The 24,372-nt window shown below is 42.6% G+C and carries 19 protein-coding genes; 15 read left to right on the top strand and 4 right to left on the bottom strand.

All coding sequences use genetic code 11. From position 1 onward, the window contains the following. Window positions 1-74 precede the first annotated feature (74 nt). The 3 genes from nifU to rnhA are packed head-to-tail and all read right to left on the bottom strand — an operon-like array spanning window position 75 to window position 2,174. Window positions 75-515, bottom strand: coding sequence for a Fe-S cluster assembly scaffold protein NifU (gene nifU, locus GMA13_RS06655; RefSeq protein WP_255883319.1), 441 nt, complete (start codon window positions 513-515; stop codon window positions 75-77). Window positions 516-517: 2 nt separating this feature from the next. Next, on the bottom strand, window positions 518-1,714 hold the full coding sequence (nifS, locus tag GMA13_RS06650; protein WP_255883318.1) for a cysteine desulfurase NifS: 1,197 nt from the start codon (window positions 1,712-1,714) through the stop codon (window positions 518-520). Between the two features lie 22 nt (window positions 1,715-1,736). After that, a complete protein-coding gene (gene rnhA / locus GMA13_RS06645; RefSeq protein ID WP_255883317.1) occupies window positions 1,737-2,174 on the bottom strand; it encodes a ribonuclease HI in 438 nt (145 codons plus the stop codon). 457 nt (window positions 2,175-2,631) lie between these two features. On the opposite strand from rnhA, the gene GMA13_RS06640 reads away from it, so the two are divergent. The 9 genes from GMA13_RS06640 to GMA13_RS06600 all read left to right on the top strand — a co-directional run bounded on the left by GMA13_RS06640 (window position 2,632) and on the right by GMA13_RS06600 (window position 16,029). Next, on the top strand, window positions 2,632-4,569 hold the full coding sequence (locus GMA13_RS06640) for a ribonuclease J (RefSeq protein WP_255883316.1): 1,938 nt from the start codon (window positions 2,632-2,634) through the stop codon (window positions 4,567-4,569). 27 nt (window positions 4,570-4,596) lie between these two features. After that, window positions 4,597-6,564: a DHH family phosphoesterase gene (locus tag GMA13_RS06635; RefSeq protein ID WP_255883314.1), complete on the top strand. Its 1,968-nt coding sequence runs from the start codon at window positions 4,597-4,599 to the stop codon at window positions 6,562-6,564. Continuing rightward, window positions 6,561-7,007: a 50S ribosomal protein L9 gene (gene rplI, locus GMA13_RS06630; RefSeq protein ID WP_255883313.1), complete on the top strand. Its 447-nt coding sequence runs from the start codon at window positions 6,561-6,563 to the stop codon at window positions 7,005-7,007. Before GMA13_RS06635 ends, rplI begins: the two co-directional genes overlap by 4 nt. A gap of 15 nt (window positions 7,008-7,022) precedes the next feature. Next, window positions 7,023-8,387, top strand: coding sequence for a replicative DNA helicase (gene dnaB, locus GMA13_RS06625; RefSeq protein WP_255883312.1), 1,365 nt, complete (start codon window positions 7,023-7,025; stop codon window positions 8,385-8,387). After that, window positions 8,377-9,759, top strand: coding sequence for a tRNA lysidine(34) synthetase TilS (gene tilS / locus GMA13_RS06620; protein WP_255883311.1), 1,383 nt, complete (start codon window positions 8,377-8,379; stop codon window positions 9,757-9,759). The genes dnaB and tilS overlap by 11 nt, the downstream gene beginning before the upstream one ends. A 43-nt stretch (window positions 9,760-9,802) precedes the next feature. Next, window positions 9,803-11,764 (top strand): ATP-dependent zinc metalloprotease FtsH, encoded by a 1,962-nt coding sequence (gene ftsH / locus GMA13_RS06615; RefSeq protein WP_255883310.1) that lies wholly within the window; start codon window positions 9,803-9,805, stop codon window positions 11,762-11,764. Between the two features lie 325 nt (window positions 11,765-12,089). Beyond that, window positions 12,090-14,342, top strand: a complete 2,253-nt coding sequence (gene pflB, locus GMA13_RS06610; RefSeq protein WP_255883309.1) for a formate C-acetyltransferase — start codon at window positions 12,090-12,092, stop codon at window positions 14,340-14,342. 78 nt (window positions 14,343-14,420) lie between these two features. Continuing rightward, window positions 14,421-15,173 (top strand): pyruvate formate-lyase-activating protein, encoded by a 753-nt coding sequence (pflA, locus tag GMA13_RS06605; RefSeq protein ID WP_255883308.1) that lies wholly within the window; start codon window positions 14,421-14,423, stop codon window positions 15,171-15,173. Window positions 15,174-15,180: 7 nt separating this feature from the next. Then, window positions 15,181-16,029, top strand: a complete 849-nt coding sequence (locus GMA13_RS06600) for a metallophosphoesterase (protein WP_255883307.1) — start codon at window positions 15,181-15,183, stop codon at window positions 16,027-16,029. Between the two features lie 55 nt (window positions 16,030-16,084). Here the strand turns inward: GMA13_RS06600 and GMA13_RS06595 are convergent, their stop codons facing one another. Next, the gene (locus tag GMA13_RS06595; protein WP_255883306.1) at window positions 16,085-17,473 is read right to left on the bottom strand and encodes a PLP-dependent aminotransferase family protein; all 1,389 of its coding nucleotides are present in this window, start codon (window positions 17,471-17,473) and stop codon (window positions 16,085-16,087) included. Between the two features lie 153 nt (window positions 17,474-17,626). Here GMA13_RS06595 and GMA13_RS06590 point away from each other — a divergent pair, with 153 nt between their 5' ends. From GMA13_RS06590 to ispE, 6 genes are all read left to right on the top strand, one after another. After that, window positions 17,627-18,307, top strand: a complete 681-nt coding sequence (locus GMA13_RS06590; RefSeq protein WP_255883305.1) for a sugar transferase — start codon at window positions 17,627-17,629, stop codon at window positions 18,305-18,307. Between the two features lie 20 nt (window positions 18,308-18,327). Next, window positions 18,328-19,821, top strand: coding sequence for an O-antigen ligase (locus GMA13_RS06585; RefSeq protein ID WP_255883304.1), 1,494 nt, complete (start codon window positions 18,328-18,330; stop codon window positions 19,819-19,821). Between the two features lie 16 nt (window positions 19,822-19,837). Continuing rightward, on the top strand, window positions 19,838-21,748 hold the full coding sequence (locus tag GMA13_RS06580; RefSeq protein ID WP_255883302.1) for an NAD(+) synthase: 1,911 nt from the start codon (window positions 19,838-19,840) through the stop codon (window positions 21,746-21,748). 67 nt (window positions 21,749-21,815) lie between these two features. Next, window positions 21,816-22,298, top strand: coding sequence for an Lrp/AsnC family transcriptional regulator (locus tag GMA13_RS06575; RefSeq protein WP_255883301.1), 483 nt, complete (start codon window positions 21,816-21,818; stop codon window positions 22,296-22,298). Further along, window positions 22,298-23,473 (top strand): aminotransferase class I/II-fold pyridoxal phosphate-dependent enzyme, encoded by a 1,176-nt coding sequence (locus tag GMA13_RS06570; protein ID WP_255883300.1) that lies wholly within the window; start codon window positions 22,298-22,300, stop codon window positions 23,471-23,473. The genes GMA13_RS06575 and GMA13_RS06570 overlap by 1 nt, the downstream gene beginning before the upstream one ends. Before the next feature lie 12 nt (window positions 23,474-23,485). Continuing rightward, on the top strand, window positions 23,486-24,361 hold the full coding sequence (gene ispE / locus GMA13_RS06565; RefSeq protein WP_255883299.1) for a 4-(cytidine 5'-diphospho)-2-C-methyl-D-erythritol kinase: 876 nt from the start codon (window positions 23,486-23,488) through the stop codon (window positions 24,359-24,361). Window positions 24,362-24,372: the final 11 nt, after the last annotated feature.

The raw sequence follows: 24,372 nt of genomic DNA, 5'->3' as shown, positions 1-24,372 counted from the left end.
AAAAAATAGACTGTATCAAAATGAAACGGTTTTCTCAACCGTGATTTTGATACAGTCTTTCTGTTTATATTGAATTAAAGCTCGCAGGCGCAGCCTTCCTCGTGGTTACATTCCTCAATCTTGCCGACTATCGGCTCAGGGTCTACTCCGAGTCTTGTGTAATAGTCGGACAAAGCTGCCTTAATAGCCTGCTCTGCAAGCACACTGCAGTGAACCTTAACCGGCGGCAACCCGTCCAGAGCCTCCATAACAGCCTTGTTTGTCAGTTTAAGAGCCTCCTCAATAGTCTTGCCCTTGATAAGCTCGGTTGCCATTGAGCTTGTTGCAATAGCAGCGCCGCAACCGAAGGTCTTGAACTTAACGTCGGAAATAACGCCGTTGTCGACCTTAATGTACATTTTCATAATATCGCCGCATTTTGAATTTCCAACCTCGCCGATTCCGTCTGCATTTTCAATTTCGCCGACATTTCTTGGGTTGGCAAAATGGTCCATAACCTTTTCGCTGTATGCCATAATCAAACAATCCCTTTCTTTTCATTTTCCTTTATATGCTCCCACAAAGGCGACATAGCACGAAGTCTGTCGATAATTGGGGGAATACACTTTGCAATATATTCAACGTCCTCTTTGGTTGTATCGTCGCTGAACGAAAGTCTGAGAGATCCGTGAGCAATCTCATGTGGCAAACCGATAGAAAGAAGGACGTGGCTGGGGTCAAGTGAACCTGAGGTGCAGGCTGAGCCGGACGATGCACAAACACCGTTTAAATCGAGCATAAGAAGCAGCGATTCGCCCTCAATGCCCTCAAAGCACATATTAATATTACCGGGCAGACGTTGAACCCTGTCGCCGTTAATGCGTGAACGCTCTATCTTGAGCAAATCGTCAATCAAATAATCACGAAGCTCAGTGAGTCTTTTGTTTCGCTCATCCATTGTGGAAACAGCGAGCTTTAATGCAGACGCAAGGCCGACAATGCCGGCTACGTTTTCCGTTCCTGCTCGTCTGCCACGCTCCTGAGCGCCGCCGTCAATCAGAATTTCGGGGCGAAGTCCCTTTCTTACATACAAAGCGCCGCAGCCCTTGGGACCGTGAAACTTGTGTCCTGTAAGCGACAGAAGGTCAATATTCTGCTCCTTAACATTAATATCAACATTGCCGACAGCCTGAACAGCGTCGGTATGGAACACAACGCCGTGTTTCTTGCAGATTGCACCGATTTCCTTTATCGGCTGAATTGTGCCGATTTCATTGTTTGCGTACATTATTGTTACAAGAGCTGTGTCCTCACGAATAGCTGCTTCAAGCTCTTCGGGGCGAACAATACCGTTTTCGTGTACGTCAAGCAATGTTATCTCAAAGCCTTTCTTTGCGAGTGCGTCAAGCGAATGAAGCACAGCGTGATGTTCAAATTTGCTTGAGATAATGTGTTTCTTGCCCTTTTTTGCCATAGACTCGGCAATTCCCTTTATCGCCCAGTTGTCAGCCTCACTGCCGCCGCTTGTGAAGAATATTTCAGTAGGAGCTGCGCCCAACACATTTGCAATATCCTCTCTTGCAAGCTCAACAGCCTTTTTTGCCTGTGCGCCGACAGAATAAAGGCTTGACGGATTGCCGTATACATCGGTAAGGTAAGGCATCATATCCTGCAAAACAGCGGGAGATAATTTTGTTGTCGCTGCGTTGTCAGCGTAGATTCTTTTCTTATCCACTTTATATTGTCCTTTCCTGTTGTTATTTAAATTTTTCGGACTCAGCCACTGCAAGACGGTCGCAGCGTTCGTTTTCGGGGTGACCTGCGTGACCCTTTACCCAAACAATCTCAACATTGTGGTACTCGTAAAGCTCTAAAAGTTCTTTCCACAGTTCAGGGTTCAGTGCAGGCTCTTTTTTGTTGCGCATCCAACCGTTTGCTCGCCATTTTTTTGCCCAGCCGAGCTTTAGTCCGTTGCAAACATATTGCGAATCGGAATAAAGCGTGACATTGCACCTTTCCTTGAGCAGCTTGAGCGCTTCAATGGCGGCTGTAAGCTCCATTCTGTTGTTAGTAGTTTCCCGTTCACCGCCGGATATTTCCTTTTCTACGGATTTATATTTCAGTATAGCTCCCCAACCTCCGGGGCCGGGGTTTCCTGAACAAGCGCCGTCGGTAAAAATAAAAACATCCTTCAACAGAATTCCTCCAAATCCGAAATCAGACTTATTATAGCACAGTTTTTGGAAATTAACAATACCTACAATTCTGATAAGAATAATTTATTTGTAAACAAAAAAGGAAAAAATATACAAAGAGTAAAGATATACTAAATGTACTCACAATCAAGGTTATATTTCCCTCTAAGATGACAAATTATAAATAGTGAGCTGTGCCGTTATAAGCGTAATAAACTTTGCAGCCTTGACATATCGACTTAAAAGTTATAGAATTAATCCAAAGTATGTGTTCGGATTACTCTGGTTATTTGTAATTTAGTATTTCAATTTTTTCACAGAATAGTGTATGGGGCACCGTTTGCAACACTCAAAATCAACGTGATTTTCTCTGTGAATTCCATTAAACAGGATAAATTAAACAGGATAATTATTCAAGCGACAGATACAACTACATATTTTTAACGGAGGTTTATTTGTGATATCAGAATTTAGCAATAAGAAAAGAGTATCGGATGAATTTTTTTATGACAAGGCTGTAAGCGCTCAAAACAGTAAAAAAGGTTATTACCAAAAGGTTAAAAGCGGACCGAGCCGTATTGACAAAAGTGCGGCTTCAAATAACAATGCAAAAAGTACAAAGAGTCCAAAGAGCGCTGCGTCTGCTAAGAGTACAAGGCAGGGTGTGAAAAGAACAAAGAAAACTTACTCGACCGCAAAAAAGCCATACTCCGGCAATAAAACCAAAAAGGTTGTAAAGCCGTCAATTAAAATCGCATTTTTGGGTGGACTTAATGAAATCGGAAAGAATATAACGCTGTTTGAGTGTAACGATGATATGCTGTTGCTCGACTGCGGAATGGCTTTTCCGGACGGCGAAATGCTCGGCGTTGACCTTGTATTGCCGGATTTTTCATATGTCGAGGAGAATATCGACAAAATCAAGGGCATTGTAATTACTCATGCACATGAGGATCATATCGGCGGACTGCCGTTTCTTCTTAAAAAGGTAAGCCTGCCAATTTACGCCACAGCTCTGTCAATCGGCTTAATTGAAAACAAACTTAAAGAGCATAATGTACTATACAAGACAAAGCTTAACGAGGTTAAGGCGGGCGATATGGTAAAGCTTGGCTGTATGACTGCTGAATTTATCAGGGTGAACCACTCAATTCCGGATGCTGTCGGCATTGCTATTCACTCGCCGGCTGGTACGGTTGTTCACACGGGCGACTTCAAAATTGACTGCACTCCGATAGCAGGGCAGATGATTGACCTTGCCCGTTTTGCACAGCTTGGCAATGAGGGTGTTCTTGCTCTGCTTGCAGATTCAACAAATGCCGAAAGACCCGGCTATACTATGACGGAGCAGAGGGTTAGTGCTTCTTTTGACAGCCTTTTCAAGCAGGCGGAAGACCAAAGAATTATCATAGCGACCTTTGCCTCAAACATTAACAGAGTTCAGCAGATTATCAACTGTGCCCAAAAGTACGGCAGAAAAGTAGCATTTTCGGGCAGAAGTATGATAAACTATATGACTGTCGCAATGGAGCTTGGTTATCTTGAGGTTCCGGATGGCGTTATAATTGATATAGATTTGCTCAATAAATACCCTGCCGAGAAGATAGTGCTTGTTACAACGGGCAGTCAGGGCGAGCCTATGTCGGCTCTCTACCGAATGGCTTATTCCGACCACAGAAAGGTTGAGGTTGGCCCCGGTGACTTTATAATTATTTCGGCTAACCCAATTCCGGGTAACGAAAAAACAGTCGGCGCAGTAGTTGACGAGCTGTTAAAGCGTGGCTGTCAGGTTATTCACGAATCTATGTATGAGGTTCACGTTTCGGGTCACGCTTGTCAGGAGGAGCTTAAAATCCTGCACGGTATAGTAAAGCCGAAGTATTTTATTCCCGTTCACGGAGAGCAGAAGCATCTGCGTAAGCACGCTGAGCTTGCATATCAGATGGGAATGGATCATAAAAATGTATTTATCGGCGATATAGGCAATGTTGTTGAGCTTAACGAGGGCTATATCAAGCAGCTTGAATCCGTCAAGGCGGGCAAGGTGTTTGTTGACGGTCTTGGCGTAGGCGATGTCGGAAGCATAGTTTTGCGTGACCGCAAGCACTTGGGACAGGACGGCTTAATTATAGTTGTTGCCTCGCTTGATTCATACGACGGTCATATAATATCGGGTCCCGACATTGTTTCAAGAGGCTTTGTATATGTTAGAGAGTCCGAAATGCTCATTGAGGAAATAAAGAAAACAGCTACAAACGTTCTTGAAGATTGTGCTTATGACAATGTTCACGAATGGAATGTTATTAAGAATAAAATCAAAGAGGATGTATCACGCTTGATTTACAGCAAGACACGCCGTACACCGATGATACTTCCGATTATTATGGAAGTCTAATGTTTTATACCCCCGGAGGAGAAAATTATGAAAAAGAGATCATGGACGCTTACACCGTTTTTTCTTGTGTTTTCCGTTGCCATTATGCTGATGGCAGCCTTCTCCTACCGGTGGAATATTTACATATTCGCTATTGAGATGAGCATAGCGATTGTTTCAATTATAGTTGTATTTTTAACAGGAAAATTCTTTCAAAGCTATATCAAGGCGGTTGTAAAAAGCAGCGCAAAAAGCCTTAAAGGTGTTAATGTAACATATCTTGACAAGTTTTCTATACCTGTTGTTGTTGCAGGCGAGAAGGGCGACGTTGTTTGGTACAACAAGTATTTTAAAAAAAATATCTGTCAGGGCAGAGAGGCTGTCGGCGATTTTATAACACAGTACACCTCCGGTCTGTCCGTTGAGCGACTTGTGGCGGCTGATTCGTCAAATGTTTCTTATGGTGAGAGGAGATATACCGTTATAGCCAATGAAATATCTGACGGCGCTGTTTTATATTTTATTGATGATACAAATTACAAAAAGATGGCGCAGGAATACGCAGATACAAGACCTGTTATTGCAATTCTCACCTTTGACAACAGAGAGGAATTTGAAAGAGATTATGATGATGAGCAGCTTGCTCACGCTGTGGTTATTGTTGAAAATACGCTCCAGAAGTGGGCGATGAAAAACAAGGCTATGTATAAAAAGATTGAAGGAAGCAAATACCTTGTTTTAATGGAGGAAAGGAACTACCGTGATTTGCTTGAGGATAAATTTTCTATCCTTGAGGAGATAAAGGCGTTAAGTTTTCCCGGCGGCAAGGAGGCTACCGTTTCAATCGGCGTTGGCAGAGGCAGCAACGGCTACCGTGAAAACGAAATTCAGGCAAGAAAGGCTCTCGAAATGGCTTTGGGAAGAGGCGGAGATCAGGCAGCTGTAAAAACAGGAGAATCCTACCGTTTCTTTGGTGGCGGCACAAGCGGCTATGCAAAGCTTGATAAGGTAAGAGCAAGAGTTATTGCAGGAACGCTTATAGACCACATTAAGGCTTGCGAGAATGTGCTTATAATGGGTCATGCTAATTCTGATCTCGACTGTATCGGTGCGGCTGTCGGTATATGGAGTGCAGTAACGAAAACGCAGAAAAAGCCTGCTCACATTGTTGTTAACCAAAGGCAGTCAGTTGCAACGCAAATTATCGAGAGTATGAAAAGCGCAGGTAACAGCAATATGTTTATGGAGCCTGACGAGGCATTGATGTCTGCAAGCGACAAAACCCTTTTGATTATTGTGGACACACATTCGCCAACCTTCCTTGAAAGCGTTGAGCTTTATGAAAAGTGTAAAAAGATAGTTGTAATCGACCACCACAGAATGATGGTTAATCATATAGACAATTCGCTGGTGTTTTTCCACGAGCCATTCGCATCATCTGCGTCTGAAATGGCAACCGAGCTTATTCAGTATATGGGCGAGAATATTCTCACACGGCTTGAGGCTGATGCGCTTCTGGCGGGAATTATGCTTGATACAAAGAACTTTGTTTTGAAAACCGGAGTAAGAACCTTTGAGGCGGCAGCATATCTGCGCCAGTGCGGAGCTGATACCGTTGAGGTAAAACGTCTGTTTTCAAATTCAATAGATTCATACAAAACAAAGTATCAGATTGTGTCGCAGTCTGAAATTTACAACAGCTGTGCCATAGCCTGCGCAGACGATTTAGGTGGAGATGTCAGGGTAACAGCGGCACAGGCAGCAGATGAGCTTTTAAGTCTGCACGATGTTGTGGCGTCGTTTGTTTTATATCAAAACGGTGATGAAATCTGTATTTCAGCACGTTCACTCGGAGATATGAATGTTCAGCTTATTATGGAGCAAATGGGCGGCGGAGGCCATATGACAATGGCAGGGGCTCAGATTAAAAATTCAAAAATGAGCGAGGCAAGAGAAAAGCTTGTTGATATAATAAGTAAAATTGATATAAAGAAAGTCAAGGAGGAAGAAAGATGAAGGTAGTATTATTACAGGATGTAAAGGGCAGTGGTAAGAAGGGCGAGCTTGTGAACGTATCAGACGGCTACGCAAGAAACTTTTTGCTTCCGAGAAAGCTTGCAAAGGAGGCAAATGCTCAGGCTCTAAACGAGGTGAAGAACGCTGAGAATTCACGCCGCTATAAGATTGAAACCGACACAGCAAATGCAAATAAATCAAAAGAAACGCTTGAGGGCAAGGTAGTTGAACTGTCAGCAAAGGCCGGCAAAAACGGCAAGCTTTTCGGCTCAGTAACCTCAAAGGAGATAAGTGCAGAGATTAAAAAGCAGTTTGCCATTGACGTTGATAAGAGAAAAATCACAATTGACGGCGAAATCAAAGCCTTTGGCACCTACAACTGCGAGGTTAAGCTCTATCAGGGCATAGTTGCAAACATTAAAGTTAAGGTAGCGGAAGAATAATTAAGGAGTATCACAATGGCGGAGTTTACAGGCGGAGTTGACAGCTTTTCATTGCCGTATAGCACCGAGGCGGAGCAGTCTGTTTTGGGCGCTGTGCTTATTGATAACAGCTGTATGGATACCATAGCGGAAATCCTGCCGGAACCGGATTATTTTTACATTGAAAATCACAGAATAATTTACAGCATAATGCTCGAAAATTTTGCCGCAGGCAAGCGTTCAGACTATGTTACGGTACTTAATGCAATCAAAACGCAAAGCGGCTTTGATGAAGCGTCGGCTAAATCATATCTTATGCAGCTTGCAGAAATTGTTCCGTCTGTTTCAAATGTAAGCGCATACGCAGATATTATCAAGGAAAAATACGAGGTTCGTTCTCTTATTTATGCAGCCCGTGAAATTCAGGAGGAGTCCTCATCGGGCGAGCTTTCCTCGGATAAGCTGCTTGACAGCGCAGAACAGAAAATTTATGACATAAGAAACAAAAACGAGGTCAAGGGCCTTAAAAAGCTCAGTGCTGTTATTCTGGAAACAATGGATCGCCTTGATATGCTCAATTCGCCCGAAAGCGATTTGGCTAAGCCTATTTCAACCGGTATTGGTGATTTGGACAGAACAATAACCGGTCTTAACAGAAGTGACCTTATTCTTCTTGCGGCACGACCGGGTATGGGTAAAACGAGCTTTGCGCTTAATATTGCAAAGCACGCTGCCGTTAAGAGCAAAAAGAGGGTTGTGTTCTTCTCGCTTGAAATGTCAAGAGAGCAGCTTGCCTCTCGTTTGCTGTCTTCTGAGGCGCTTATTAGCGGTACAACGCTGAGAACAGGTAAGCTTTCTGACGATGAGTGGGACAGGCTGATTCCTGCATCAGATGTTTTAGGCTCAACCGAAATGTACCTTGACGATACGCCGGGTCTAACCGTTCCGGCTATGAAGGCAAAGCTTAGAAGGCTTAAGAACGTTGACCTTGTTATTATCGACTATTTACAGCTTATGAGCGGTGCAAGACGAACAGACAACCGTGTGCAGGAGATTTCCGAGATAACAAGAAATCTGAAAATTATGGCAAAAGAAATAAACGTGCCTGTCATAACGCTTTCCCAGCTTTCACGTGAAAGCGAAAAAAGAGCCGACCATAGACCTCAGCTTTCAGACCTGCGTGACTCTGGTTCTATCGAGCAAGACGCCGATATAGTGCTGTTTCTGTACCGTGAGGGCTACTATGACAAGGCGGGCGACGATGATGACGCTAAGAGCGACCAGAACAGCGGCGAATGTCTTGTTGCAAAGAACAGACACGGCGAAACAGGCAGCATAAAGCTTCACTGGCAGGGTGAATTTATGCGATTCACTTCTCCGGAGGTTCATCGTGAGGAATAAAATTTTTGACACTATCAAAGACTATAATATGATTGGCGGCAGCAGTAATATTGTTGTCGCCGTTTCAGGTGGAGCAGATTCAATGTGTCTGCTTCATTTTCTTTTTGAGAATAAAACAGAACTTGGCATAAACAGGCTTATCGCCGCACACGTAAACCATAATATCAGAGGTGACGAGGCTAAGCGTGACGAGCTTTTTGTAATGAATTTCTGCAATAGGCTCGGCATAGAGTTTGAACTGCTCGATGTCGATATTCCAAAGCTATCAAAGGAATATAAAACGGGGACAGAGGAAACTGCAAGGCGGGTAAGGTATGAGTATTTTAAAACTCTTTCGGAAAAGCACAGCGCAGTTATCGCTACGGCTCATAACGCAAACGATAACGCTGAAACGGTGATTTATAATCTTGCCAGAGGAAGCGCATTAAAGGGCTTGTGTGGAATACCGCCGAAAAGGGAGTATATTATTAGACCGCTTATTAGGTGCAACAGAGATGAAATTGAGCGTTACTGCCGCAGTTACAGCCTTGAATATGTTACCGACAGCACAAATCTCACAGACGATTACACACGAAATAAAATCCGCCACGGCGTGCTGCCTGTACTGAAGCAGATAAATCCATCTATTGAGCAGTGTATAACACGCAGCGGAGAAATGCTGAAAAATGATGATACCTTTCTTTATAACCTTGCAGATGAGGCGCTTAAAAATGCAAAAATCACAGACGGTTATGACCTGAAAAGACTTCAAAATCTCAATATTTCGGTGCTTTCAAGAGCAGTTATTATTCTGCTGTCAAGAAATTTTGATATTAAACCCGACCGTGAAACAGTAACGGCGGTCTGCTCTGCGATAACAGCTGCTTCAAGGGTGAACATAAAAAACGGCGTTTGCGCCGATGCAAACAGCGGAGTTTTCAGACTATACAAAATAACCCCTAAATCTAATAAATCTGACATAAATCCGATTGTTGTTTCAGACGGTGTAAAAGCACATATACAGGGCAGAACGGTTGAATTTAATGTGCTGACAAAAAAAGAATTTAACAATAACGCAAAATTTAACAATTTGTTATTTAAAAATGCAATTGACTATGATATAATTAACGATGTTACGGTAATGAGAACTCGCCGGACAGGCGATATATTTTCTCCGAAAAACAGGGGATGGACAAAGACTCTTAAGAAGTTTCTCATTGATGAAAAGGTTATTTCAGAGAAAAGAGATAAGCTTATGCTCATAGCGCAGGATAATGAAATATTATGGCTTGAGGGCTTTGGCGTGTCTCGAAAAGCAAGGATAACCTCCGATACGGAAAAAATATTGACTATTACTTTTAATCAATCTTCCGAAAGTAAAAATAATGGATAAAAATATTGAAAGAATATCAATATGAAAACAAAGAGGTGTAAGAATGGATAACAAAAAAAATACCAGAAATATAATTCTCGGTATAGGAATATGTATAGCGGTTATTTTGGTTGCTGTGGCTATTTTTCAGTTAAAACCAAACTATTCCTATAAATATTCCGACATTGTAGCTCTGTTTGCCGAAAACAAGGTTGAGGAATATAAACTCGATTTGGGCAGCGGCAAGATGGAGATTACTCTTAAACCCGGCGAAACAATAGAGCCGGACGACCCCGACAAGGCTCCTAAAACTCCAAAGCCGACCTCAGATGACAAGGGTATAAAAATTGAATATACCGCTCCGAGCGCAAGCCTTATCTATGAGGATATCAAGGGTTATGTACAGGAATACAACGAGGAAAACAAGGACAACCCGATTGTATACGATTACAGTAAGTCAAGCGACAATTCATGGATTTTAAGTATGCTCCCAAGCATGCTTATGCTGGTTCTTTTAGTTGTTTTCTACATTTATATTATGAAAAAAATGTCCGGCGGTATGGGCGGCGACCCGTCTAAGCCCGGCGGCTTCGGCAAGACGAAAATAAAAAATATGAACGAAGAAAAGCACAAGGCTACTTTTGAGGATGTAGCAGGTGCAGATGAGGAAAAGGCGGAGCTTGAGGAAATTGTTGAGTTCCTTAAGGAGCCTAAAAAGTTCAATGAGCTTGGCGCAAAGATTCCTAAGGGTGTGCTTCTTGTTGGCCCTCCGGGAACAGGTAAGACCCTCCTTGCAAGAGCAGTTGCAGGTGAAGCAGGAGTACCGTTCTTCTCAATGTCAGGTTCAGACTTCGTAGAAATGTTTGTCGGCGTTGGTGCGTCAAGAGTAAGAGATTTGTTCGACCAGGCAAAGAAAAACTCGCCCTGCATTATCTTTATTGATGAAATTGATGCTGTCGGCAGGCAGAGAGGCACAGGACTCGGCGGCGGTCACGATGAAAGAGAGCAAACCCTTAACCAGCTCCTTGTTGAGATGGACGGCTTTGGCGTAAACGAGGGTATCATAATAATTGCGGCAACCAACAGACCGGACATTCTGGACCCGGCTCTTATGCGACCGGGCAGATTCGACAGGCAGGTTGTTGTAGGTTACCCTGATGTTAAGGGCAGAGAGGCTATACTCAAGGTTCATGCAAGAAAGAAACCTCTTGCGCCTGACGTTAAGCTTTCTGTTATTGCAAAATCAACAGCAGGTTTTACCGGCGCAGACCTTGAAAATCTCCTGAACGAGGCGGCACTTTTGGCGGCTCGTAAGGGCAGAAAAGCAATTACAATGGAGGAGATTGAGGAGGCAACAATTAAGGTTGTTGTCGGCGCTGAAAAGAAGTCAAAGGTTATGAGCGACAAGGAAAAACTTCTTACAGCATACCACGAGGCAGGTCACGCTCTTACCTTCTATGCCTGTGATACACAGGATCCTGTTCATCAGATTTCAATCGTTCCGAGAGGTATGGCAGGTGGTTACACAATGCCGCTTCCGAGCGAGGATAAGTCCTACCGTTCAAAACAGGAAATGGAAGAGGATATTGTTGTTTGTCTTGGCGGACGTGTTGCTGAGGCTCTTGTGCTTGACGATATTTCGACAGGTGCGTCTAACGATATTGAAAAGGCAACAAAGACAGCCCGTGACATGGTTACAAGATACGGTATGAGCGAAAAGCTCGGTCCTATCAACTATACCTCAGGCAGCAGCGAGGTGTTCCTCGGCAGAGATATGGGTCATGGCAGAGATTTCTCCGAGCGCACAGCGGCTATTATTGACGACGAGGTATTGAGCATTGTTAAGCAAGGCTACAGCCAAGCTGAGGAGATTCTCAATAAATATATGGATAAGCTGCACGAGGTTGCAAAGTATCTTCTCAAGCACGAAAAGATGGACGGCGAAACATTTGAGCAGGTTATGCAGGGTACCTTCGTTGAGGCTGATTTGCCGGATGACGAACCCGAAGAGGATAACAAGGAATAATTAACTTAAGCGGTGATTTTTTCACCGCTTATTTTTTTAGTTTTGTGAAAATATATGTTGATTTTTTTTTGCGTTTGTTATATACTGTTTATGCAACAGGGACGACAGAGCATATATTGTGTTATTATTTGGTTTTGTTAAAAAATGATACAATATGTAGTTGTGAGAATTAGACAAAAAAATTGTGGATGATTATTTTTTTAGTTCACCTTTTTTCGCTTTTGCCTTTCACGCTCTTTTTCCTGTTTTTAACATTTCGACATAATCTCAATGAAGATTATATATTTTTTATTCTATCATTATTCTATAATAGGAGGACTGTTGAATGGAACAGAAAGTTCAGTGGAGAGGCTTTAAAGGCAGACGCTGGCAGGAAGAAATTGATACGAGAGATTTTATCCAGAACAACTACACAGTTTATGACGGTGACGAATCTTTTTTAGAGGGCCCGACAGAGGCTACTAATATTCTTTGGGGTGAACTTCAGAAGCTCCAGAAAGAAGAAAGAGCAAAGGGCGGCGTTCTTGACATGGACACCGACATTGTTTCAACTCTTACATCACACGGACCGGGATATATCAGCGAGCAGTATAAGGATTTGGAAAAGGTTGTAGGCTTGCAGACAGATAAGCCGCTTAAGCGTGCATTTATGCCGTTTGGCGGAATCAAGATGGCTGAAGAAGCTCTTAAAACTCACGGCTACACACCAAACCCTGAGCTTCACAAAATCTTTACTCAGTACCACAAAACTCACAACCAGGGTGTATTTGACGCTTACACACCGGAAATTAAAAAGGCTCGTCATAACAAGATTATAACAGGTCTTCCGGATACCTACGGCAGAGGCAGAATTGTGGGCGACTACCGCCGTGTTGCTCTGTACGGCATTGACTATCTTATGCAGAAGAAGAAAGATGACTTCAATGCCTGCGGTTCAGGCTCAATGAAGGGCGAAATCATCCGCTTAAGAGAGGAAATCACAGAGCAATACAACGCTCTTGGCGAGATGAAGAAGATGGCTGAAATCTACGGCTATGATATTTCTCAGCCGGCTAACAATGCCCGTGAGGCTGCTCAGTGGCTCTACTTCGGCTATCTTGCAGCAATAAAAACACAGAACGGCGCAGCAATGAGCGTTGGACGTATTTCGACTTTCCTCGACATTTATATTCAGCGTGATCTTGAAGAGGGTACACTCACAGAGAAGGAAGCACAGGAGCTTATTGACCATATGGTTATGAAGTTCAGAATGGTTAAGTTTGCAAGAATTCCTTCATACAACGAGCTGTTCTCAGGCGACCCGGTATGGGCTACTCTTGAGGTTGCAGGTCTTGGCATTGACGGACGTTCAATGGTTACAAAGAGCGACTTTAGATTCCTCCACACACTTGAGAATATGGGTCCTGCTCCGGAGCCGAACCTTACAGTTTTGTATTCTTCAAGACTTCCGAAAAACTTCAAGAATTATGCTTCATTAATTTCAATCAAGACAAGCTCCGTTCAGTACGAAAACGATGACGTTATGCGCCTTGTTTGGTGTGATGACTATTCAATCTGCTGCTGCGTATCTGCTACACAGACAGGTAAAGAGATGCAGTTCTTCGGTGCTCGTGCTAATCTTGCAAAGTGCTTGCTCTATGCTATAAACGGCGGTATTGACGAGGTAACAAAGGTTCAGGTTGCTCCTAAGTACAGTGCAATCACATCAGAGTATCTCGACTATGACGAGGTTATTGACAGATATGACGCAATGATGGATTGGCTCGCAGACATTTATGTAAACGCTTTGAACCTCATCCACTATATGCACGACAAGTATTATTATGAGGCTGCTGAGATGGCTCTTATTGATACGAACGTAAGAAGAACATTTGCAACAGGTATTGCGGGCTTCTCACACGTTGTTGACTCTATCTCTGCTATTAAATACGCTAAGGTTAAGACAATACGTGACGAGGACGGCATTGTTGTTGATTATGACGTACAGGGCGACTTCCCGCGTTACGGTAACGATGATGACAGAGCAGACGACATTGCGGTTTGGTTGCTCAAGACATTCCTTTCAAAGATTAAGAAGCACCACACTTATCGTCGTTCAGAGGCTACAACATCTATCCTTACTATCACATCTAACGTTGTTTACGGTAAGGCAACAGGTTCACTTCCTGACGGCAGAAAGGGCGGCGAGCCACTTTCTCCGGGCGCAAACCCAAGCTACGGTGCAGAGAAGAACGGTCTGCTTGCATCACTCAACTCTGTTGCAAAGCTTCCGTATGAGTATGCTCTTGACGGTATTTCAAACACTCAGACAATCAACCCCGACGCACTTGGTCACACAGATGGCGAGCGTGTTAACAACTTGGTTCAGATTATGGACGGCTACTTCGACCAGGGTGCACATCACCTCAATGTAAATGTGTTTGGTACTGAAAAGCTTATCGACGCTATGGAGCATCCTGAAAAGGAAGAGTATGCAAACTTCACAATCAGAGTTTCAGGCTACGCTGTTAAGTTTATCGACCTTACCCGTGAGCAGCAGCTTGACGTTATTTCAAGAACCTGCCACAGTGTAATCTGATTAAATTAATCTAATAATTTCACCGCCTCTCCGCAGAATAACTGGGGAGAGGCGTTTTTGTTAAGGAGGCTTGAAATAATGAAAAAGGGTTACGTTCATTCTACCGAAAGCTTCGGTTCAGTTGACGGACCGGGAGTTCGCTTTATTGTCTTTATGCAGGGGTGCAATATGCGCTGTAAATACTGCCACAACCCTGACACATGGAAAAACAGCGGCGGCAAAGAAGTGACAGCAGACGAGATTATCAAGTCTGCGCTGCGCTACCGCACCTATTGGGGTGAAAAAGGCGGAATAACAATCAGCGGCGGTGAACCGCTGCTCCAGATTGATTTCCTTATAGAACTTTGTAAAAAGTGCAAGGAGCAGGGAATAAACACGGTTATAGATACAGCCGGAAACCCTTTTACCCGTGAAGAACCGTTTTTCTCAAAGTTTAACGAGCTTTTGCAGTACACCGACCTTTTTATGCTGGATCTGAAGCATATCGACAGTAAGGACCATAAGTCTTTAACAGGCTTTGGCAACGAGAATATTCTTGATTTAGCTGAATATCTTTCAGAGAAAAATGTTCCGATGTGGATAAGACATGTGCTTGTTCCGGACATTAATGACGATGATTTTTCACTTAACAAGCTTCACAAATTTATTAAAACGCTTAAGAATGTCCGTCGTGTAGAAATTTTGCCGTACCACAATTTGGGTGAGTTTAAGTATGAGGCGCTCGGAATAAAATACCCTCTTGAAGGGCTTTGTGCGCCGACTAAAGAGAGTATAACAAACGCTCAAAGATTGCTTCACATTACCGAATATACCGACTTTATAAACGATTAAAATTGATATGGAATTTACAGCTTTATTAATTATAATTTGCTCCATACTGTTTGCACTGCTCGTTTTTCTGATTTATCGCTCAAATAGCAGTCTTGACAAAACTGAATATATAATCTCTGACGAAAAAATCCCGAAAGATTTTGACGGCTTTCTTATAGCACAGCTATCCGATTTTCACAACACAAGGTCAGAGGCTGTCCGTGAACAAATTATCTCGGCATTGCTTCAAAGCAAGCCTGATATTATCGTGCTGACAGGCGATTATTTCGACTATTACAGAACTGATGCCGAAATCTCACTCGTCTATTTAAAAAGGCTTTTGCTGATTGCGCCCGTGTATTACATACCCGGCAACCATGAGGCAAGAATATCTGAGTACCAAAAGCTTTCTGAAAATGCGGAAAAGCTTGGAGCCGAGGTTCTTAATGACAGGCTTGTTACTATTGCGAAAGGCAACAGCAAAATTAATGTAATCGGCGTTAGAGATGCATATTTCTATACCGACTATGTAAGCTCTGAGCAAATAAAGCCATTTACTGATATGCTTAATTCACTTTCTGCAAAAAGCCAGAATTACTCTGTTCTCTTATCGCATCGACCTGAGCTTCTTGATGTTTACGCTGATGCAGGAGTTAACCTTGTGCTAAGCGGTCACGCACATGGCGGACAGTTCAGACTGCCGTATATTGGCGGTTTATTTTCACCGAGCCAGGGTGTATTTCCAAAATACACAAACGGAGTGTTTGCAAAGGATGGCACAAAAATGGCAGTCAGCAGAGGAATTGGAAACAGCAGCTTTCCATTTCGCTTCAATAACAATCCGGAGCTTGTGTATATAATCTTAAGTAATAAATAGAAAAAACTGACAGCGGCAAAGGCTTAATGAACCCTTGCGGCTGTCAGTTTTTTGCTTATTTACATTCTTGTATTATTTTGCACAGCTTATCTGCCGCCGCTTCTATATCGTCCTTCTCAATACCTGAAAAGCCTATTTTTACAGTGGTTTTGCCGTTTCCGTTTTCTGCGCTGATAATCGCTATTGACTCATCTCTGAGCTTTTTATTCAGCAAGTCAAGGTCAAGCGGAGAGTTAATCGTAATCTCATAAGCAAGCGAGGTTTCAAACAGCTTTATTCCATACTGCTCACTCGGCTTTAGCCTGTTACTTAGTATTCTTTCTATTACGTTGCTTTTCTCACCGTAGCTTTTCTTAAGGCGGCGCAAATGCCTTTCAAGCTGACCGTCACGGATGTAATCGGCAAGAGCAAGCTGTTCAATTTTAGAGGCGGTCTGGTTTAAATCTCGTTTTATTTTATTGTACGGCTCTAAAAGCCCCTCAGGCAGCACCATATAGCCAATACGAACAGACGGAAGCAAAAGCTTTGAAAACGAGCCTAAATATATAACCGCCTTTGCATCACTGCACTGTAAAGCAGGAACAGAGCGTGAGTTATAAACAAGCTCGCCGTTATAATCGTCCTCAATAATAAATTTATGATTGATATGAGCCCATTCAATAAGCTCAAAGCGGCGTTCCATTTTTATCCTGTCGCCGCTTTTCAGGGAGCCTGACGGGTTTATCAGCAGGAAGTCGGGGTTTTCATTTTTGATTTTATCAATACTCACGCCTTTGTCATCACTGTCGATTTTCACAATCTCAAAGCCGCAGTCTTTGAACACCCTGATAAAGTGCCTTGAAGCGTCATTTTCAACGGCAATCTTTGTGCCGAAGCCTCTGAGCAGACCGCATAAAAGATAGAGCAGAGATTGTGTACCTGCACCGATTACAATATCTTCCTCGGTTGCAACAACACTCCTGACGCTGTAACTGTAAAAGCTCAGAGCACGCCGCAGGCTATATTCACCCTGAGGGTCACCGTAGGAGGAAATTATGTAGTCTTTGTTGAGGTAAGCCTTAACATATTTTCGCCATAGTTTAATGCCCGTGCTGTCAACGGTAACGCTTTTACTGCTGAAATCATGCTTGATAAATTTGCTTGATGCATTCGTCAGCGGTGAGCCGTTCTCGGTTGTTTTTTCTTTAAGAGCCAACACCTGTCCCTGTATGAAAAAGCCTCTCTGAGGGCTGTTCTTTATGTATCCCTCGGCGCATAGCTGGCTGTACGCAGCCTCTACGGTCGTCTTGCTTATGCCGAGCGCATTAGATAACGCACGGATTGACACAAGCTTGTCGCCCTTTGTAAGACCGTTGTTCTCAATAGCCTTGCGAATAGAAGAATACAGCTGCTTATACAGCGGTATTGGCGAGGAATTGTCTAAATTTATAAAATCGTATAGCATATTAATCTCCGCTTTTTTGCACTACTTTGTTTTTATTCTATCATTCAAGCGAATTGTTTTCAAGTCAGTTGTATTGAATTATTTTTTGCGATAGTGTATAATCAATTCAATAGAATTAAGATGCTTGTAGCTGCATCTTTAGGAGAAAAGTGTATGGTTAAATGGCAAAGGCTTCCTTTGTATATGAAAACACCGCAGGTTGAGGAATACTACAATATACTGCAAAAAAAGCGTGTGAGCCTTCTTTTGAAACGCATTATTGATATTGTTCTCTCGCTTATTCTTATTGCAGTTTTGCTTATACCAATGGCGGTTATCGCAGTTGTAGTAAAATCAACGTCAAGCGGTCCTGTTATATTCAAGCAAATTAGAATAACAACAGGAGCAAGAGAGTTTAAAATCTTTAAATTCCGAACTATGGTTGATAAGCAGGATAAGGATTCTTCTCAGGTAACTGTGAACAACGATTCAAGGGTTACTAAATGCGGAGGATTTTTACGAAAATACCGGCTGGACGAGTTGCCTCAGCTTTTTAATGTGCTGTTAGGTCAGATGAGCTTTGTCGGCACACGACCGGAGGTCCCAAAGTATGTTAAGGCTTATACGCCCGAAATGTACGCAACGCTTTTGATGCCTGCCGGGATAACCTCGCTTGCAAGTATCACCTACAAGGACGAAAACAAGTTTTTAACCTCCGGAAATGCAGATGATAATTATATAAATATTCTTCTGCCAAAAAAGATGGAGTTTAATCTTGAATACATTAAGAAATTTTCTGTTTTATTAGATATAAAGATTATGATAAAAACAGTCATAGGCGTTGTGCGTGACTGATAATGAATTGAGGTAATTTTTTGTTAAGTAAAGCATTAAAGGGAATACAGAAGTTTTTTCTCAATCCCTCAAATTTCAGAATAACATATTTGCTTACGCTTTTTTTTGCAAACGTATGCGTGATAAGAATAGGCGCAGTGTTTTTTCAGTTTGTGCTTATGTTTTGGGCGGCGCTTATAATTTTTTTCTATTATATAAAAAACGGAAGAATATTAAAAATCAAGTACGGCAAATACCTTATGATGTTTCTTGCAAGCATTACGATAACTGCGTTAATCAACATAAGCAGTAATTTTTGGCAAAATATGCTTATGACGGCGCATATAGCAATATGCTTTTTCGTTTTTTACGGTATGCATACCGAGAAAAACAAAAAGAGAATATACCGTGAGATATACATTCTTGCTGTTTCTGTTGTTTCGATAACATTTATTTTAAATCTTGCCGCATTTCCGCTTGTGTGTATGAACATTCATTTCAAGTGGATGGATTATCTGTTTATTATCTACGAAAACAGGTTTACCGGCTTTTTTACAAACCCAAACCTTCTCGGCTTTTTGACAGCGGTGTCTATTATTTTCACTCATTTTCTCACTAAGTCTTCGTTTATTGAGCGTTCAAGGGGCAGAAAATTTCCAAAATGGCTGCTGTGTACAGTGTCGGCTTTCAACCTGATTTGTTTGTTTCTGTCCGACTCCAATGCGTCCTTTATTTTTCTTGTAATTTACGCCTGCGCATATATTTTCTTCTGTGTTTTCAAGCGCAGAACAGAGGTTAATTTCAAGCAATTCTGTATTAAGGTGCTTAAATTTGCAGCCTGTTCATTGTCTGTGTGCGTTGTTCTGTACGGTGCAAGGCTCGCAACAGGTTTTTCTGTTTCACAGCTTGCCTCACTTACGCAGGTAAAGTTGCCAAACAGCATAACCCAGCCTATTCCACCGGGGATAATAGATGAGAAAAATGACGAGCCTGTGTCTTTTACACATATAAACAAAAACGTAGACAGCGGCAGAATAAGGCTGCTGGTAGAGGCTACAACACTTTTTGCAAACTACCCGATATTTGGCACCGGCAGTGCAAATTTGGTGCCGTATTCGCAAAAGTATATAAAGGGCGGACTTCATTTTTCCGACCTTCACAACGGTTATCTTACAATACTTGTTTCTTCGGGAATTGTAGGGTTTATAATTTTCTTAGGCTTTGCATTTCACGTTGCAAGGCATATGATAAAAAGCTTGTTTATAGAAAAGAAAAATATGCGTAAGACCATATTCCCGTGTATGTTTTCTTTCTTGTTTTCATACTGCATATATTCTCTGTTTGAAAAAACACTGCTATTTGAACAAAGCTTTATGGTTGTTATATTTTGGGCAATTTTGGGGTATGCTTCTGTATATATGCTGAAATTTGATCACCTGAACGACCCGATTGAAATCAGAGTATTCAATCACAGGGAGGAGGTCGGCACTGATAAGTTTGATGCGCCGACTGAGATGGAAAATATTGACGATTAAACGGAGATGAAAGAGAATGAAAGACGGATTTGTTAAGGTCGCTGCAATAACGCCTGCTATGCGTGTTGCCGACTGTGAATACAACGCAGGAGAAATAATAGCCTGCATAAAGAAAGCGGCGCAAAACGGCGCTGTAATTGCCGCATTGCCGGAGCTGTCTGTAACAGGGTACACCTGCTCGGATTTATTTTTACAGCAGGCTATGCTCGACAAGGCGGAGCAGTGTGTTAAAAGAATTATAGAGGAAACCGAGCAGTTGAATGTCATTTCGGTTTTCGGTGTTCCGGTAAGATATCGCTCGTGCCTTTACAACTGCGCCGCTGTTGTCTGTAAAGGTGAGCTTTTGGGACTTGTGCCGAAAATCAATATTCCAAGCTACTCAGAGTTTTACGAGCTTCGTCATTTTACTGCGGGCGGTGATGAAATACTTTTAAACTTCGCAGGCTTTGAAACCGCAATACTTCCCAAGGCTGTTTTCGTGTGCGAGTCTATGCCGCAGCTTAGAATCGGCGTCGAAATTTGCGAGGATTTGTGGTGTGTTTCTCCGCCGTCAGAGGGGCTTTGCATGTCAGGCGCAAATATAATAATCAATCCGTCGGCAAGCGATGAAACAGTAGGCAAGAAGGAATACAGAAAAAACCTTGTTCAGATGCAGTCAGCAAAGCTTATCTCTGCTTATATTTACTCGGACTGCGGATTTGGCGAATCAACAACTGATTTGGTGTATTCTTCACATAATATCATAGCTGAAAACGGCACTGTGCTTGCTGAGTCGCCGAGGTTCTGCGAAAATATAACCTATGCGGATATTGACGTGTTCAAGCTTGACTCTGAGCGCAGAAGAATGACAACCTATCCGACGGAGGATTACGGTTCTGCCGAGCAGGTATATTTTGACCTTGATATTTCAGATACAAAGCTTGATCGTAAGTTCGACAAAAACCCGTTTGTTCCGTCACAAAAGGACAGTGTAAACAGCCGATGCAACGAGATTTTGTCACTTCAAGCAACAGGTCTTGCAACAAGGCTTAAGCATACGGGAATAAAAAATGTTGTAATCGGTCTGTCAGGAGGGCTTGACTCAACGCTAGCACTTATTGCAACCATACACGCATTCGATATGCTGAAGCTTCCGCATAAGAATATAATTACCGTTACAATGCCGTGCTTTGGAACAACAAAGCGCACTAAGAGCAATGCCGAAAAGCTCAGCGAGGCGTATGGTTCAACATTTTACGATGTTGATATAACAAAGGCTGTAAATCAGCACTTTGCCGATATAGGGCAAGACCCGAATACTCTTGACGTTACCTATGAGAATTCACAGGCAAGAGAGAGAACGCAGGTTTTGATGGATATAGCAAACAAGAATAACGCCCTTGTTATAGGTACAGGCGATTTGTCTGAGCTTGCTCTCGGCTGGGCGACCTATAACGGGGACCATATGTCTATGTATGCCATAAACAGCTCAATTCCGAAAACACTTGTGCGCTATATAACAAAATATGAGGCTGACAATAGCACCGGCGTTTTGAGCGAGGTGCTAAATGATATATTGGCGACTCCCGTAAGTCCTGAGCTTTTGCCGCCAAAGAACGGAGATATTTCGCAAAAGACAGAGGAGCTTGTCGGACCGTATGAGCTTCACGATTTCTTTCTTTATTATTTCGTAAGATTTACCTTTCCACCGTCAAAAATTTACCGTATAGCGAAGCTTGCATTTAAGGGAGAATACGAGAATAAAACTATTTTATCGTGGCTTAAGGTGTTTGTAAGACGATTTTTTGCTCAGCAGTTCAAACGCAGCTGCTTGCCAGACGGCCCAAAGGTGGGCTCAGTAACTTTGTCGCCGAGGGGTGATTTCAGAATGCCGAGTGATGCAAGCGTAAAGCTTTGGCTTGATGATCTCAATAGTCTGCCCGAATAAATATATTTTATGGACTTTTTTGTGTATTTGGTATATAATGTAAAAAAGATTTTAGGAGGAGAATGAAATGGACGAATTGTTAAAGCTTTTAAGCTCAAACTCCAAGTTTTCAACCGAGGAGCTTTCAATGATACTTGACGAGCCTGTTGACTATCTTGAAAAGCAGATAGCAGAATATGAGGCAACCGAAGTAATCAAGGGGTATCAGGCTATTGTTGATTGGGATAAGGTTCCGCATACAGACGTTAAGGCAATGATTGAAATAAAGGTTACGCCCGAAAAGGATAAGGGCTTTGACGATATAGCTGCAAAGATTATGAGCTTCGACGAGGTTGAAAGCCTTTATCTTATGGCTGGCGCATATGATTTTGCCGCATATGTATCGGGCAAAACAATGCAGGACGTTGCAATGTTTGTATCACGCAGGCTTTCAACAATTGAGTCTGTACTTTCAACCTCAACCCATTTTCTGCTTAAGAAATATAAGGAATCCGGCATTAACTTCTATAAGGACGATTCCGAAGAGGATAAAAGGAGTTTGGTGCTGTAATGGTCGATTACGAAAAAATGTTGAATTCAAAAATACAGAAAATCAAGCCGTCAGGCATCAGAAGGTTTTTTGATATTGCAAATGAAATGGATCACGTCATATCCTTAAGTATTGGCGAGCCTGATTTTAAAACCCCTTGGCACGTCAGGGAAGAGGGTATACGCAGTCTTGAAAAGGGCAAAACGTGGTATAGTCCGAACAGAGGCTTTGCAAGCTTAAGAACAGAGATATGCAATTATTTTAAAAGACGCTTTAATGTTGAGTATCACCCTGATAAAGAGGTGCTTGTAACAGTCGGCGGCAGTGAGGCTATTGACGCCTGTATAAGATGCATAGTTGAGGCAGGCGAAGAGGTTCTTATTCCTCAACCGAGCTTTGTATGCTACGAGCCGCTTGCACAGATGGCAGACGCTAACCCTGTGATTATTGAAACAAAGGCTGAAAATAACTTTCGCCTTACTCCGGAGGAGCTTGAAAGCCATATTACACCAAAGTCAAAGCTATTGATACTTCCGTTCCCAAATAATCCGACGGGTGCAGTAATGCGCAGGGGCGATTTAGAAGCTATTGCTGAGATTGTTGAAAAATACAACCTCTTTGTTCTGTCGGACGAAATCTACGGCGAGCTTACATACGGTGGCGAAAGCCACGTTTCGTTTTCGGAAATAAAGGGTATGAAGGAGCGCACCGTTGTTATAAGCGGTTTCTCAAAAACCTATGCTATGACCGGCTGGCGCCTTGGATATGCTCTCGGACCTGAGGCTGTGCTTGAGCAGATGACAAAACTGCATCAGTTTGCTATTATGAGCGCACCAACTACCGCACAGTATGCGGCTATTGAAGCGCTTAAAAACGGCGACAGTGATATAGAGAATATGAAAAAGCAGTACGATATGCGCCGCCGCCTTGTTGTCGGCAGTTTCCAGAAAATGGGTCTTGACTGCTTTGAACCTCACGGCGCATTTTATTGCTTCCCAAGCATAAAAAACACAGGCCTTACATCAGAGGAGTTCTGCTTAGGGCTTATAAATTCAAAGCACGTGGCTGTTGTGCCGGGCAATGCCTTTGGTGAGTGTGGCGAGGGCTTTATCAGAGTTTCATATTCGTATTCTTTAAACCACCTTGGCGAGGCGCTCAACAGAATAGAGGAATATTTAAAAGAAATCAAAAAATAAGCAGGTGATAATATGCTCGTACAGGGTAACGCAAAAATTAACTTGACCCTCAACATAACAGGAAAGCTTGAAAGCGGCTACCACAGCGTAGATATGGTTATGCAGTCTGTGTCGCTTGCTGATGATATTTATGTTGAGTTTCTTGAAGGCAGAGGTATAACGCTGACTGTTGATAAGGACGATATTCCCACAGACGAGCATAATACTGCATATAAGGCGGCTCAGATTTTTCTGAGAGAGTCCGGAATAGAAAAGGCTGTTAAAATCGACATTAAAAAGCACATTCCGTCGCAGGCTGGGATTGCAGGAGGAAGCACGGATGCAGCGGCAGTTTTTGTTGCGCTGAATAAGCTTAGTGATTCTCCGTTTTCAACTGAACAGCTTTGCGAAATGAGTAAGCAGGTTGGCGCTGACGTTCCGTTTTGTATTTTAGGCGGTACATGCAAGGCAACGGGAACCGGCACAGAACTTGAAAAGCTCGACGATATGCCGCAGTGCAACATCTTGATTTGCAAGCCTGACATAAATGTTTCAACTCCTGTTGCATATAAGCTGTGTGATGAATTTGGGTTTGACGAGGAAAGGCTAAACACAGCAAATGTGGTTAACGGTTTAAAAACAGGCAGTCTTTACACAATAAGCTCGAACCTCTATAATAAGTTTGAGGAGGTTTTAAACCTTAAGCCTGTTAAGAAAATTAAGGATACAATGCTTCTCTACGGCGCAATGGGCGCTATGATGAGCGGCAGCGGTCCGACTGTTTACGGAATTTTTAATCCGAGCGATAAGCTTCCTCTTGAAATGTGTAAATCAAAGCTTGCGGAAAGCTTTGATATGGTTTACACAGCTGTTCCCACAAAGGAAGGCTGTAAAATAATATGTGAATAATAAAAAATTAT

Origin of the sequence: Ruminococcus sp. zg-924 (genome assembly GCF_024433635.1) — a bacterium.
Taxonomy (GTDB): Bacteria; Bacillota; Clostridia; order Oscillospirales; family Acutalibacteraceae; genus UBA7067.
The sequence above is the reverse complement of the archived record's forward strand: the minus strand, read 5'-3'. Positions and strand labels throughout refer to the sequence as shown.